The sequence below is a fragment of the Pantoea sp. B65 genome (assembly GCF_047308185.1).
GTDB lineage: Bacteria > Pseudomonadota > Gammaproteobacteria > Enterobacterales > Enterobacteriaceae > Erwinia.
This window is the reverse complement of record NZ_JAHXPU010000023.1, coordinates 37,757-50,802: the sequence shown is the minus strand read 5'-3', so window position 1 is coordinate 50,802 and position 13,046 is coordinate 37,757. Positions and strand designations below refer to the sequence as shown.

The window sequence follows — 13,046 nt, the reverse complement described above, 5'->3', positions numbered from 1 at the left end:
TGGGTAATCACTGCCCTTGCATTTTATCTACGCGCGTAGATAAATCAACAGAAGAGACGCTGAATAATTAGATTTCCTTGACAATAATCCGCTAAATAAAAAATGGATTCACTGGAAATCAACCAGTTACGCAGTAATTCTCTCCGGTACAGGAGCTGATTTTTTTTCTCACCGTGCTGATGCTAATCTTTTACCGCTAAGAATGCCGCTTTACTGAAACTTCAACTGGCGCAGTATTTCTCGCACCAACAGATGTCATTCAGATGACGGTGGCGCTAAAAATGCCCTCAATCTGAAAGTACCGTGCAAGGATGTTAGCGTCTGGCACAATCAGCTACTCTGAATGGACTTCAAAACGGACTGATAATTATGGCTATTATATTAATGCGGCATGGCAGACCTGATCATCAGTCACCGACACGTATTTCTGCGCTGGCGATGGAGCAGTGGTGCGAACAGTACAACTTATCGCTGGTAAGCGATCTGCCGCCGGAGCGCAGCGTGGTGATCGCGCAACATGCGGATGTAATTGTCACCAGTACCCTGCCACGCGCCCTCTCTTCACTGGAGAAACTCGGGATGCAGGCTAATGACAGCGATGCCTTGTACAGTGAAGTTGAGTTACCTATTCTGCCCTTTGCCGGGCTGCATCTGCCGCCGGCATTCTGGCTGTCGTTCTGGCGACTGCTGTGGTTTTGCGGCTATTCCGGTTCGGTGGAATCCTTTAAATCAGCCAGCGAACGGGCCCGACGGGCGGCGCAGCAGCTGGTCAGACTGTCCGAACAGGGCACGGTACTACTGGTCGGTCACGGTATTATGAACAAAATGATCGCCCGCGAATTACGTAAACGGGGCTGGCAGGCAGAAAAACACGCCAGCAGCCGCCACTGGAGTACGGCAATCTATCACCGGCCGTTTATTTAATCTGGCGCAGCGTATCAATAAAAGCGCGCAGCGCGGCGGGAACGTGGCGATGGCCGGGATAGTAGAGGCACATACCGGGAATTTCCGGGCACCACTCCTCCAGCACCAGTGTTAACTCACTGCGTTGCAGATAAGGCTGCGCCACCGCCCAGGGGACATAGGCGATGCCGAGACCTTTTACCGCCGCTTCCGCCATTAATTCCAGGTGGTCGAGCATCAGAGCTCCCTGTGGGGCAATGGCGATCTCCTGTCCGTGCCGGGCAAACTCCCAGCGATACAGCCTGCCGCTCGGCAGACGAAAACGTACGCACTGGTGATGGACTAAATCATCCGGCACCCGCAGTGGCGGCTTCCCCTGCAGATAACCTGCCGAGGCCACGGCCACAAAGCGCGCAGGGCCGCCAAACGGCACCGCGATCATATCCTGCGGTACCCCTTCAGCCAGCCGCACTCCGGCATCAAAATGTTCACTGACAATATCGATCAATCGTCCTTCGGTGACCAAATCGAGCGTGATATCCGGGTATTGTTGCAAAAAACGCGGAACCACATGATTAAGCAGGTAACGTGCAGCGATCTCACTGGAGTTAATGCGCAAATTGCCGCGCGGACGCTGGCTAAAATCCTCCACCCGCGCCAGGGCGCTGGCAAGATCGCGTAATACGGGCTGCAGGCTGGCAAACAGCGCATCGCCGGCTTCGGTTGGCGATACGCTGCGGGTGGTGCGGTGCAGTAATCTCACCCCCATTTTCTCCTCCAGCGTACGCATCATATGACTCAGGGTGGACGGCGACATGCCGAGTTCATCAGCCGCTTTGCGAAAACTTGCATGGCTGACAATGGTGGCGAATGCCGTTAGTGATGTCAGGTCAGGTTGCTGATTCATGGCTAATTTTCACTTCTGCATGCGAAATTAGACGGATAGTAACACCAATCTATGCGGCTTAAAGTGATTAAACCAGCCACACAACAACAGGAAATCGATTATGTCCAGAACATGGTTTATCACCGGCACCTCTTCCGGCTTTGGCCGCGAAATGACTGAAACCCTGCTGGCGCGCGGCGACCGTGTCGCCGCCACCCTGCGCACCCCGGCGCAACTCGACGATCTGCAACAGCGTTACGGTTCGGCGCTGTGGGTCGCGGCACTGGATGTCACTGACACCCCGGCGGTACGCGCGGTAATCAATCGTGCCTTTAGCGAACTGGGGCGTATTGATGTGATTGTCAGTAACGCCGGTTACGGCCTCGGCGGCGCTGCCGAAGAGTTAAGCGATGAGCAGATTGTGCAGCAAATTAATACCAACGTGATTGGCTCGATTCAGGTTACCCGCGCCGCACTGCCACACCTGCGTCGCCAGGGGGGTGGCCGCATCCTGCAAATTTCCTCAATGGGCGGGCAGATTGCCTTTCCAGGCCTGAGTCTTTATCACACCACCAAATGGGCGATTGAGGGGTTTATCGAAGCGGTACGTCAGGAAGTCAGCGGATTTAATATTGAATTCACCCTGATCGAACCCGGTGCCGCGCGTACCGGCTTCCGTGATAAAGGTCTGGTGATGGCGGAAGCGATGGCGGAATATGTTGATACCCCGGCGCATATGCTGCGTAAACCGTTCCCGTGGAATGGTGATGCGAAAAAGATGGTGCGCGAGATGATTGCCAGTGTCGACCGCTCGCCTGCGCCCCATCGCCTGGCCCTTGGCAGTGATGCCCTGAACCTGATCAAGGCAGCACTGGAACAGCGTTTAGCCGACCTCGAAGCCAGTAAAGCCATTACCCTGTCGACGGATATGGATGAGGTTTAAGGCTCAGCCGTTGACCGTTATGCGGGCGGAATCGATCCCGCCCGTACCACCTATGGCGACCACGACGGCTTATTTAGCAACAAACCAAACAGCACCGAATCCGAAATCACGCCATCTACACACCAGCGCTCTTTCATCAGCCCTTCGCGCTGAAAACCGAGGCGCTCCAGTACCCGGGCCGAGGCCAGATTATCCGGATGGATATCCGCTTCCAGACGGCGCAATGACATACGCTGGTGCAAAAAAGTAAAAAAGTAGCGCAACGCTTCCGTCATATAACCACGGCCCTGCGCCTCCGGCGCCAGACAATAGCCAATAGCACCACGCTGTGAACCATAGTGATGATGGAAAAAAATGCACATCCCGAGGCATTCAGCCTGCGACTTCTCGCAAATCGCCAGCTTCAGATACTCTCCGGTCTCCATCGCTTCGATATCGTCGGCAATCGCCTCTCGCGCCTGGCTGATATCCAGCCATGGCCCATGCCCCCAGTATTGCATCACCAGCGGATCGCGCATGATAGCGAACCAGCTGTCGGCATCCTCAGGGGTAAAAGGGCGTAAAATCAGACGCGGAGTCTCAATACGTACCCTGCTGTAATTCATCGTGTTGCTCCTGGCGCTGGTCTCAGGCTATTTAACCATCGCCGGAGCATGGCGATCAAATTAAGCGCAGTACCGCTGCGGTAATCTCTGCGGTAGTCGGTGTCTGGTGGAGCGGAACTTCCGCCGTCACCCGCTGCAGAGCTTGCATAATGCCCTGCGCCGCCGCTTTCTCGCCCAGATGTTCCAGCATTAACGCCCCGGACCAGATGGCGGCAATCGGATTGGCAATATTTTGCCCGGCGATATCCGGCGCGGAGCCGTGTACCGGTTCAAACATTGATGGCATGGTCGGATCGGGATTCAGGTTAGCCGAGGCGGCATAGCCAAGGCCGCCCTGAATGGCGGCGCCGAGATCGGTCAGGATATCGCCAAACAGATTGGAGGCCACCACCACATCCAGCGACGCCGGTTGCATCACAAAGCGTGCCGCGATGGCGTCAATGTGATAGCGCGTCACTTTAACGTCCGGATACTGCAGGGCAATTTCCTCGGTGATCTCATCCCACATAACCATGGTGTATTTCTGCGCATTGGATTTGGTCACCGATGCCAGACGTCCACTGCGCCGCCGCGCCGCCTCAAAGCCAAACCGCAGAATCCGCTCCACTCCCTGACGGGTAAAGATCGAGGTTTCCACTGCCACCTCCTGCGGCGTGCCCTGATGGATACGCCCACCGGCACCGCTGTACTCACCTTCGGTATTCTCGCGAATACAGAGAATATCAAAATTCTCCTCACGCAGCGGACCGCGCACGCCTGGTAACAGGCGATGCGGGCGCACATTGGCAAACAGATCGAACTGTTTGCGGATCGGCAGCAACAGACCATGTAGCGACACATTATCCGGCACCCGCTGGGGCCAGCCAACCGCGCCGAGCAGAATGGCCTTAAACTGGCGCAGCCGGTCGATGCCATCTTTCGGCATCATCTCCCCGTGCTCGAGGTAATAATCGCAGGACCAGGGAAACCATTCGGCCTGCAGACTGAAATGATGTTTCTTCGCACTCAGCTCCAGCACCTGCCAGGCGGCATTAATAACATCGACGCCAATACCATCACCCGGGATCACTGCCACTTTATAGTTGTTCATCCACTCCCTCGCAAACTGTTGCCGTTCAGGGTAAAAGACCACCACCGCCGACCGCTGGCGTGGCCACCATCTGGTTCACCATCTTCGCTAAAGCAGACAATTTGCGCTGCTTTTTTAGCGGCTGGCCGCGGCAGATGATGCTGAATCGCCCTGGCGGTCAGTGAGAAGTGACTATTATAAGCGTAGTTGATTAGTCATTACGGAAAGCGGCGCGCAGCCAGTGGGTAAAGCCGGTGACTGCACGCGGCACCTGCGCCGCGTAGGGCCGTACAATCCACAGTTTTTCGGCAAAAGCGCCAACCGCATGCCACTGCGGCAAAATCACCTGCAGAGTACCGTTATCCAGCGCCGTCTGCGCGCTGAAGTCCGGCAGCATGGCAATCCCCAGCCCATCCAGCGCCGCATCACGGATCGACTCGCTATTGTTGGTGGCAAACGGACCACTGACGCTGACCGTTACCTGCTCGCCGGCTTGCGTGCTATGGGCAAAGGTCCAGCGCGGCAACTCGACGCCGCGCGGATAGTAAAGACACTGATGCTGCTGCAGCGCCTGCGGCGTTTGCGGTATGCCATGCTGCGCAATATAGCCCGGCGAGGCGACCAGCAGCGCGCGCGTATTACACAGCGGCAGCGCCACATGGGTTTCCGGCAGCGAATTACTGTGGCGGATCGCCAGGTCATAACCTTCACTGGTCAGTGAAACCAGCCGATCGGAGACCTCCAGTTGCACCCTCACCTGCGGATGCTGACGCAAAAAGCTGCTGATATGCGGCACCAGTTGCTGGCGGGCGAACGCCACCGGCGCCGTCACCCGCACCAGCCCCCGCAGCGGGCCACTGGAGTCGCGCACACTGTAAAAACTTTGCGCTATCTGGGAAAACGGCGCGCGCAAATCGTCCACCAGCTTTTCACCGGCACTGGTCAGACGCACGCTGCGCGTGGTGCGCTGCACCAGCGCCACCCCCGCCATCTGTTCCAGCTGCTTTATTTTCTGACTCATTGCCGCTTTACTCACTTCCAGTCGCTCTGCCGCCCGGGTAAAACTCCCCTGCTCGGCCAGCACCGTCAGCCAGTGCAGATGCATCCATAACGCTTCAGTTTTCAGCTCTTTCATAATGATTGTTCAATATAGTAAATAATCATTTTAAGTATAGCGCTTTTTCTTCGTCAGCCGCTGGTCCAGGATAACAGCTGTAAGATTATCCTCTTAAGTCATATCATCAGGAGTTTCTATGCCTTTATTACAGTTTGACGTTATCCAGGGCCGCTCAGAGTCTGAATTAAAAACCCTGCTTGATGCCGCGCACCGCGCCGTGCTCACTGCCTTTCAGGTGCCGCAACGCGACCGCTATCAGATTGTTCACGAAAATAAAAGATATCAGATGGTATTTGAGGATACCGGTCTCGGACTGCAACGCACTGACAATCTGGTGATGGTGCGGGTGTTTACCAGCCCGCGCAGCGACCAGCAGAAACAACTGTTTATGGCGGAACTGGCGCGTGAATTTAAACAGAGCTGCGGCATTGAGGGGAGTGACCTGATGATCTCCTTTATCACCAACGACAAAGGCGACTGGAGTTTTGGCAACGGCGTCGCCCAGTATATGACCGGCGAATTATAATCCCTGCAGCTGTGATGCCTGGCGTGGTCAGGCATCATGCGCTAACACCGCTAAAATTACCTCAGAAATCAATTACCCTGCGCCATTTTCGCTGCGGACGCCCTTCTGCCGCTGCGCCAGTTTTTTAGTCTGATTCTGATTTGCCCCGCATTTCGGCCGCTGCCAGTTGCCTGTCTGCGATCCCGGAGCTAAATTAGACTAAGGTATCGCTGCCGTTAAAGGAGGAAAAGCTCCAGGGAAAGTGCTGAATTATAATGAGGGGAATTGATCTTGTCTGAACTGCTTTCTGCTGTGTTATTTATCGTTGCTATTATAATTTATGCGACGAAAGCCGGCCGTAATAAATTTTGGTTCAGCGCGCTGTTAATTATATTAAGCATATTTATCATTCTTAATGCCACATTATTTGCCAGTGATTATTTTACCGGTGATGGCATTAACGATGCGGTAATCTACACCTTAACCAGTAGCATGGAAGGCGCCGGGATCAGTAAATATGTGCTGCCCGGGATAGGGCTGATTCTGGTCCTGTTTCTTATTTTCTGCCTGCTTTCCTGGATATTGCTACGGCGCAAGGATCGTCCGCACCATATTGGCTATAGCCTGCTGGCGGTACTGCTGGCGCTGGCTTCGATTAAAACCACCCCGGCGTTTCAGCAAGTGTTTGAGCTGGTGCGTTCCCAGACCCGCCAGGGCGCTTCTGATTTTACGGCGCACTATAAAGTACCGCATAAAACGATAAATGGCGGTAAACTCAACCTGGTCTATATCTATGCCGAAAGTCTGGAGCGCACCTATTTTGACCAGCAGGCCTTTCCCGATCTGACAACCGAATTAAGCGCCGTAAAAGAGAACGCAATTGATTTCAGTCAGACAGAACAGCTGCCCGGCACTGAATATACCATCGCCGGGATGGTCGCTTCGCAATGCGGTATTCCCCTGTTTGCGCCCTTTACCGGCAATGCTTCGGCAGCGCTGTCAAGTTTCTACCCGGAGAATATCTGTCTTGGTGATATTCTGAAAGCGGCCGGTTACGACAATTACTTTATGCAGGGGGCAGATCTGCGCTTTGCCGGTAAAGATCTGTTCCTCAAATCGCACGGTTTTGACAGCAAAAATCTCTATGGTTTGCAGGAGCTGGAACCGCTGGTCGATGATGCAAAATACCGCAACAACTGGGGCTATTACGACGATACCGTGCTGGACGAGGTGTGGCAGAAATTTACCCAGCTGTCACAGCAGAAAAAGCCGTTTGCGCTATTTACCCTGACGGTGGATACCCACCATCCCGACGGTTTTATCTCGCGCAGCTGTCAGCGTAAAAGTTACAGCATCGACGGAAAAGTGAATCAATCCCTTAGTGCGGTGGCCTGCAGTCAGGAGCATATTGCCAGACTGATTGAAAGAATTAAGGCATCGCCTTACTTCCATAACACCGTGATTGTGGTCTCCAATGATCACCTGGCAATGAACAATACCGCCTGGAAATATCTCACCAAACAGGACCGCAAAAACCTGTTCTTTATTGTGCGCGGCGACCAGCCAGCCAGTGAGCTGGTGCCGGTGAAACGCAGCTCGCTGGATAATGGCGCAACGGTACTGGATATTTTAGGTGGCGATAACTACCTCGGTCTGGGGCGCAGCAGCCTGTCCGGTATGTCGCTTTCTTCCTTCTTCCTCAATATGAAAGAGAAGATCAACGACTGGAAACCGGCGATTGTCCGGCTGTGGAATTTCCCAAAAACCATTAGCAGCTATACCATCGATCAGAAAGAAGGCACCTTTAGTTTTTCCGGCGCCAGCTTTAAATTGCCGCTACTGCTGCGCGTTAGCGAAGGTAAAGTCGAACCCTTACCGGAAGGTGAATACTCGGCGCCGCTACGCTACCAGCTGGCTGATTTCGCTGCTGATGAAAAATTTATCTGGGTGGATAAATGCTTCAAAATGGCGCGCATGTGGGCGCCCGCTTTAGCCCTGTCTAACCAGCTTTGTCTCTCCAGCGGCCAGCTTAATGGCAAGCCGGTGGTGGTGGCAGTTAACAGCGACAACTATAAAGGCAGCGTTAAATTTAAACGGATAAAAGGTGACAATAAGCGCTACCGCAACAATCTCGCCCAGCTGAAAATCCTTGATAACGATATTCGCTATCAGGCCAACAGCTTTATTTTTAATCTGCCCGGCGCGCCACAAACGGTAAAAAGCTTTAGCGGCATCTCGCGCGCGGAAGAGTGGGGACGCTGGTCGAATGCCGATCTGGCGCCGGAAGTGAAGATTGAATATAACCAGCCGCTGCCAGAATATTTTGATCTGGTGATCACCGCGCGCGCCATCGGCGAGAATATTCACCGGCCCATACCGGTTAGCGTCGGTGAAGAGCAGCAGCAATTGAATCTGGGTGAGCAGGACAGCACCACTACCCTGCATTTCCGTAATCCGCATAACGCAGACACGCTGGTGATTGCTCCGCCAGCGCCGTTGCTCTCCAATGAAGGTAATATCACCGGTCACGATCCGCGCCGGCTGGGGATTGGGATGGTGGATATCAAGGTGGTGCCAACGGTGCAGTAACGCACGACCGATCGGCGGCGCCGCCCTGGGCGTCACCGATGGTGGCGGGTTGCCGTTTACTCCGGCCTGAACGACTGCAATGAACGAATCTGCCGGCCTTCGCCATCGAAATTGCTGCTATCCAGCCAGCTTTCCAGCGCTTGTTTTACCCCTGGCCACTCGGCATCAATAATTGAAAACCATGTGGTATCGCGGGTGCGCCCCTTGTAAATAAGCGCCTGACGAAACAGCCCTTCGAACTGAAAACCTAAGCGCAGGGCGGCTTTTCTTGAGGGTGCATTGCGACTATCGCATTTCCACTCGTAGCGGCGGTAGCCCAGCCGATCAAATGCCAGTTTCATCAGCAGATAATGCGCTTCCGTCGCCGTTGCCGTTTGCTTTAACAGCGGTGAAAACGTCACATGCCCAACTTCCATCATGCCGTGCTGCGGATCGATACGCATCAGCGCCAGCGACCCCACCGCCCGCTGTGTTACCAGGTCGATAACCGCAAAATGCAACGGATCCTGGCTGCCCGCCATTGACTGTACATAGAGCAGGTAGCTGTCAAAGTCACCAAAGGGTCCGGCAAACATATAGGTCCAGTCACGTCCGTCAGCGGCCTGCGCATAGGCGGCATACAGATCGGCGGCATGTTTAGCCGGATCGATCGGCTCAAGGCGGCAATATTGTCCGTGGATGGTCACCGAGGGGGGTAAAGAACGAGGCGTCCAGTCCGGCAGATCCGGACCAACCGGCTGTCCATATTGATTGGTAACAGATGTCATTAACGAGCTCCTGGTAAGACAGTGATGACCACTAATCTGGCCGATGAGTGGACCATTAGAAAGATCCACTTAACGGCTATTTTACCGATCCAGATTAACCCGTCAGCGTCTTCATGATCGGGTTAAGCGATTTTACTGCTACCGATCGCGCAATAGCGGTTAATGACGGTTGAAATAAAAACCGCAGTTGTGATTTAATTTTTACCAGCCCAACAATAAAAGGAATTATTTTATGGCCATCAATTTCAATCAAAATTAATTACATTATTAATATTAGCCAGAGATATTATATCTTCACCTGACAAGATATTTTATTTCCTGCGCAATAACGGATGCCGCCATAACATGGCGACGAAATGATAAGGATATCCAATGACCAACAGACGTTATCACGATCCGCTGGTGTTAAATCCGCATACGCTATTTACCTCCGTGGGAAGCTGCGGCAGCAATCAACCGGAAGAAGTTAAAAAACTCCAGCAGATGATAATCAACGCCGGTTATCAGCAGGCCACCGGACGTGAGCTGGAGATTAACGGCAAATGCGACCAGCAGACTATTGAAGCGATTCGCTGGTATCAGCGGCTACTTAATCTGTCGCCGGACGGCTTAGTCAGTCCGGTCGATAACGGGTTTATAACGGCGTTAAAACAGATGTCGCCCCACCAGCGGCAACGTCATCATGGCGGCCCGCTACATGTGCGCGCGGGACAGATAACCTTTGATGCTGAAGGGCATGATTATATCACTGCGGTGGCGCCCTTCAGAGCGCATAAGACCCCCTATTTCTCACGCGTTTTGCACTGGCCGGGAGGGAGCACTTCCGGCGTGACGCTGGGGCGCGGCTACGATATGGGTGGCCGTAGCCGCGGCGAGGTTTACGCCACGCTGCGACAGGCGGGTATTGAGGAGTATAAGGCGGTGATTTGCTCCAAGGCGGCCGGACTGAAAGGGAATCAGGCAAGAACGTTTATGCAGGTATATGGCCCGATGGTTGGCGAGATTAGCCACCGGCAACAGGTGAAGTTGTTTGAAATTGCGTATCAAAAAAAACTAAATGAGGCCCGAATCTCATATCATCGCCATACAAAAAATAGTACGGATGCCATTTCCTGGGATAATTTAGATGCCAAAATTCGTGACATTGTGGTGGATATTTTCTATCAGTCGGCACATGACGTTAGCACTCTCTTCTCTGTGGTAAGAAAGAATGACAGGCAAGAGTTGGCATCTTTTATTCAGAAAGATAGTCTCTATATGGACTATGAAAAAGACCGAAAAAGGATCGGTTATTTAAAATGAAAATATTAATCACCACGATTTTATTTATTTTTACCTCTTTGACCTGTATAGCAAGTAGTGTTCTGTATCAGGGACAGGAAAGGAGCGATTGCTTTGCTGGCTATAGCCATGCCAGTGATGCAGTTAATTGCATTCATGATAAATGGAACAGTAGTAATAACCAATTAGAATCTCTGATTAAAAACACCGCGCTTGAAATAAACAACAACCAGAATTATATCGATCCATTTGAAAATGACAGCAATAACACCAAGGGGGATATTTACCAAAAAAGATTTATTGAATCTCAAAAAGTGTGGGAGAAATATAAGGAGGCGTATTGCCTTGCTTTGCTCACCCCGTTAGACACCGATGGATTTGACTATCACCCTACACTGGAACAATGTGAAATAAATATGAACAAACGCCGTATTGAGGAGATCAATATGATGGGTGAAACGCAACCATCATTGTCGGCCCCCTGAATGAATGCAATTTGAATCAAGCAGAAAAAGGATAGATTATTTAAATGAATAAAATAATCATTAAAAGCATACAATATATACTTCTACTAGTCTTACATTCAGCTGTGGCTGCAGAAAATCCTCTTACTGATGGTAACGAATCAACAATATGCTACTCAGGTATAGAAAACCGTCATGAAGGTGAAAACTGTATTGAAAAAAAATGGAGCAATAGCAATAAAGATGTTAATAGAGAATTTAAAAAAACATTAAATGCAATAAAAAATAATCCTAATTATACAGATCCCTTTAACAGTAAAAGTGATGAAAGCCGAGCAAGCGTTTATCAAAAAAGGTTGTTACAATCACAAGAAACATGGGAAAAATATAAAAAAGAATTTTGCCTTGCAATCGCCTCTGCAATTGGTGATGAAGATTTTGATTACCAACCGACGATTAAGCAATGTGAAATAAATATGAACAAACGCCGTATTGAGGAGATCAATATGATGGGTGAAACACAACCATCATTGCCGGCCTCCTGATACAGAGCCCGGTAATGATAACTTTAACTTACGGTATAAGCACTGAGTCGCTTACTGCCAGAGGGCTCGGCAATCTCCTTTACCAGCGCACCTCTGGCCTACTGCTGTTATTTCATAAACCACCACACTCTTCCATGAAGGAAATCACCCACTATCCTGGAACAGATCCACATCATGGTAATAATCATAGAGACCAGATAAGAGCGAGTTATTTAAAATGAGAACTCTGATATTTCGCATAATGATATCCACCCCTGTTATTTTTATCTTTGCTGCCCATGCAAAATATAATATTCAGTCGGGAATACTATCAAACAAAAATGTCATTCATTGTAGCAGTCAGTTTGGTGATAACAGCGATGAATGTATTGAGGACATCAGCGATAAATCGAACCTGGCCCTTAATAAAATATATCAGGATAAATTAAAACAAATAGAATCCGCTAATTACTCTTCCTGGTGGATGGGAAGTAAAGAGCAACGTTATGATATGATACAAAATTTCAAATTAAGTCAAAAAAACTGGAGAGAATATAAAATAAATTATTGTAAATCAGCCAGCGCTGCGTCACAGAATAGCCACTCTTATGGTGAGGAGTTAACAAGTTGTTTTATCAATATGAACCAACGCCGTATTGAAGAGATCAATATGATGGGTGAAACGCAGCCATCATTGCCGGATCCCTGATACAGAGTCTGGCAATGATAACCTTCGCTTACGGGATAAATACCGCGCCGCCCAGATTTCTTCGGAAATTTATCTCACCAGCGCCCCCTGGCATACGGCTGTTATTCCTTAAACGTAACACACTTCGCCGTTAAGGAAAACATGACCATAAAGAGAATAAGGAATCTAAAATGAGAGTAACGAATACATTATTGCTTATAGTGGTTTTTATTTACTCCGCTCATGCATCAGCCAGAATGCTGGACATTGAAGATACCATAGATTTTTGTTTTACTAACCTCCCATCAACATTCAGTAACACCGACAACTGTGTTTCTAACGAAAACCGCATATCACAGGATAGATTAGATAAAGAAATAATCAGAATGAAGTCGATTATAAATAAAGACTATGATGGACCTTTTCACTTGAATGATGTAGAGGGGGAAAAGATAAGCAACGTATTTTTGCAACAGTTTGCACGCTCACAAGAGGCCTGGGAAAAGGCAAAAAAAGATTTATGCGAGGCAAATGCTAACTTAATGGGCGAGTGGGCGACCTCACACGATATCTCGGTGATGTCCTGCAATATAAAAATGAATAACAGACGCACAGAAGAAATAAAGCTTATTACTGAAAGCTCTAATAAAAAAACAATAAGTTGAATTATAAAAGTGGAATATAAATTGATGCAGGTATATGGCC

General features: G+C 50.5%; 14 protein-coding genes. 9 read left to right on the top strand and 5 right to left on the bottom strand.

Annotation, left to right across the window (positions count from 1 at the left end; genetic code table 11):
- The first annotated feature begins 369 nt into the window (after positions 1-369).
- Positions 370-924 (top strand): histidine phosphatase family protein, encoded by a 555-nt coding sequence (locus JWF83_RS10255; RefSeq protein ID WP_413650109.1) that lies wholly within the window; start codon positions 370-372, stop codon positions 922-924.
- Here the strand turns inward: JWF83_RS10255 and JWF83_RS10250 are convergent.
- On the bottom strand, positions 917-1,810 hold the full coding sequence (locus JWF83_RS10250) for a LysR substrate-binding domain-containing protein (RefSeq protein ID WP_413650108.1): 894 nt from the start codon (positions 1,808-1,810) through the stop codon (positions 917-919). The genes JWF83_RS10255 and JWF83_RS10250 overlap by 8 nt on opposite strands.
- A 100-nt stretch (positions 1,811-1,910) precedes the next feature.
- Between JWF83_RS10250 and JWF83_RS10245 the strand changes: the two genes are divergently transcribed.
- Positions 1,911-2,732, top strand: coding sequence for an SDR family oxidoreductase (locus JWF83_RS10245; protein WP_413650107.1), 822 nt, complete (start codon positions 1,911-1,913; stop codon positions 2,730-2,732).
- 50 nt (positions 2,733-2,782) lie between these two features.
- Here JWF83_RS10245 and JWF83_RS10240 read toward each other — a convergent pair whose 3' ends face one another.
- The 3 genes from JWF83_RS10240 to JWF83_RS10230 form a co-directional block, all read right to left on the bottom strand.
- A complete protein-coding gene (locus JWF83_RS10240; RefSeq protein ID WP_413650106.1) occupies positions 2,783-3,337 on the bottom strand; it encodes a GNAT family N-acetyltransferase in 555 nt (184 codons plus the stop codon).
- A 55-nt stretch (positions 3,338-3,392) separates the two neighbouring features.
- Positions 3,393-4,427 (bottom strand): tartrate dehydrogenase, encoded by a 1,035-nt coding sequence (locus JWF83_RS10235; RefSeq protein WP_413650105.1) that lies wholly within the window; start codon positions 4,425-4,427, stop codon positions 3,393-3,395.
- A gap of 190 nt (positions 4,428-4,617) precedes the next feature.
- Complete coding sequence (locus JWF83_RS10230) at positions 4,618-5,541, bottom strand: LysR family transcriptional regulator (RefSeq protein ID WP_413650104.1); 924 nt, start codon at positions 5,539-5,541, stop codon at positions 4,618-4,620.
- Positions 5,542-5,659: 118 nt separating this feature from the next.
- Here JWF83_RS10230 and JWF83_RS10225 point away from each other — a divergent pair, with 118 nt between their 5' ends.
- Positions 5,660-6,049, top strand: a complete 390-nt coding sequence (locus JWF83_RS10225) for a tautomerase family protein (RefSeq protein ID WP_413650103.1) — start codon at positions 5,660-5,662, stop codon at positions 6,047-6,049.
- Between the two features lie 270 nt (positions 6,050-6,319).
- Positions 6,320-8,617: a phosphatidylglycerol--membrane-oligosaccharide glycerophosphotransferase gene (gene opgB / locus JWF83_RS10220; RefSeq protein WP_413650102.1), complete on the top strand. Its 2,298-nt coding sequence runs from the start codon at positions 6,320-6,322 to the stop codon at positions 8,615-8,617.
- A 56-nt stretch (positions 8,618-8,673) separates the two neighbouring features.
- On the opposite strand, the gene JWF83_RS10215 is transcribed toward opgB, so the two are convergent.
- Positions 8,674-9,384 (bottom strand): GNAT family N-acetyltransferase, encoded by a 711-nt coding sequence (locus JWF83_RS10215; protein ID WP_413650101.1) that lies wholly within the window; start codon positions 9,382-9,384, stop codon positions 8,674-8,676.
- Positions 9,385-9,756: 372 nt separating this feature from the next.
- Here JWF83_RS10215 and JWF83_RS10210 point away from each other — a divergent pair, with 372 nt between their 5' ends.
- The 5 genes from JWF83_RS10210 (at position 9,757) to JWF83_RS10190 (ending at position 13,006) form a co-directional block, all read left to right on the top strand.
- Entirely contained in the window at positions 9,757-10,686 is a 930-nt protein-coding gene (locus JWF83_RS10210; RefSeq protein ID WP_413650100.1) for a peptidoglycan-binding protein, read from the top strand.
- Positions 10,683-11,150 (top strand): lysozyme inhibitor LprI family protein, encoded by a 468-nt coding sequence (locus tag JWF83_RS10205; protein ID WP_413650099.1) that lies wholly within the window; start codon positions 10,683-10,685, stop codon positions 11,148-11,150. The genes JWF83_RS10210 and JWF83_RS10205 overlap by 4 nt, the downstream gene beginning before the upstream one ends.
- Positions 11,151-11,194: 44 nt before the next feature.
- Positions 11,195-11,674 carry a lysozyme inhibitor LprI family protein gene (locus tag JWF83_RS10200; protein WP_413650098.1) on the top strand — a complete coding sequence of 160 codons (480 nt, stop codon included), beginning with the start codon at positions 11,195-11,197 and terminating at the stop codon, positions 11,672-11,674.
- Between the two features lie 241 nt (positions 11,675-11,915).
- Complete coding sequence (locus tag JWF83_RS10195; protein WP_413650097.1) at positions 11,916-12,362, top strand: lysozyme inhibitor LprI family protein; 447 nt, start codon at positions 11,916-11,918, stop codon at positions 12,360-12,362.
- Between the two features lie 170 nt (positions 12,363-12,532).
- Positions 12,533-13,006 (top strand): lysozyme inhibitor LprI family protein, encoded by a 474-nt coding sequence (locus tag JWF83_RS10190; protein ID WP_413650096.1) that lies wholly within the window; start codon positions 12,533-12,535, stop codon positions 13,004-13,006.
- Positions 13,007-13,046 lie beyond the last annotated feature (40 nt).

Excerpts from the sequence above, each read along its gene's own strand:
- JWF83_RS10235 (WP_413650105.1), bottom strand. The coding sequence starts at position 4,427 with ATGAACAACTATAAAGTGGCAGTGATCCCGGGTGATGGTATTGGCGTC.
- JWF83_RS10240 (WP_413650106.1), bottom strand. The coding sequence starts at position 3,337 with ATGAATTACAGCAGGGTACGTATTGAGACTCCGCGTCTGATTTTACGC.
- JWF83_RS10245 (WP_413650107.1), top strand. The coding sequence starts at position 1,911 with ATGTCCAGAACATGGTTTATCACCGGCACCTCTTCCGGCTTTGGCCGC.
- JWF83_RS10250 (WP_413650108.1), bottom strand. The coding sequence starts at position 1,810 with ATGAATCAGCAACCTGACCTGACATCACTAACGGCATTCGCCACCATT.
- JWF83_RS10195 (WP_413650097.1), top strand. The coding sequence starts at position 11,916 with ATGATATCCACCCCTGTTATTTTTATCTTTGCTGCCCATGCAAAATAT.
- JWF83_RS10210 (WP_413650100.1), top strand. The coding sequence starts at position 9,757 with ATGACCAACAGACGTTATCACGATCCGCTGGTGTTAAATCCGCATACG.
- JWF83_RS10225 (WP_413650103.1), top strand. The coding sequence starts at position 5,660 with ATGCCTTTATTACAGTTTGACGTTATCCAGGGCCGCTCAGAGTCTGAA.
- JWF83_RS10190 (WP_413650096.1), top strand. The coding sequence starts at position 12,533 with ATGAGAGTAACGAATACATTATTGCTTATAGTGGTTTTTATTTACTCC.
- JWF83_RS10255 (WP_413650109.1), top strand. The coding sequence starts at position 370 with ATGGCTATTATATTAATGCGGCATGGCAGACCTGATCATCAGTCACCG.
- JWF83_RS10205 (WP_413650099.1), top strand. The coding sequence starts at position 10,683 with ATGAAAATATTAATCACCACGATTTTATTTATTTTTACCTCTTTGACC.
- JWF83_RS10215 (WP_413650101.1), bottom strand. The coding sequence starts at position 9,384 with ATGACATCTGTTACCAATCAATATGGACAGCCGGTTGGTCCGGATCTG.
- JWF83_RS10230 (WP_413650104.1), bottom strand. The coding sequence starts at position 5,541 with ATGAAAGAGCTGAAAACTGAAGCGTTATGGATGCATCTGCACTGGCTG.
- JWF83_RS10200 (WP_413650098.1), top strand. The coding sequence starts at position 11,195 with ATGAATAAAATAATCATTAAAAGCATACAATATATACTTCTACTAGTC.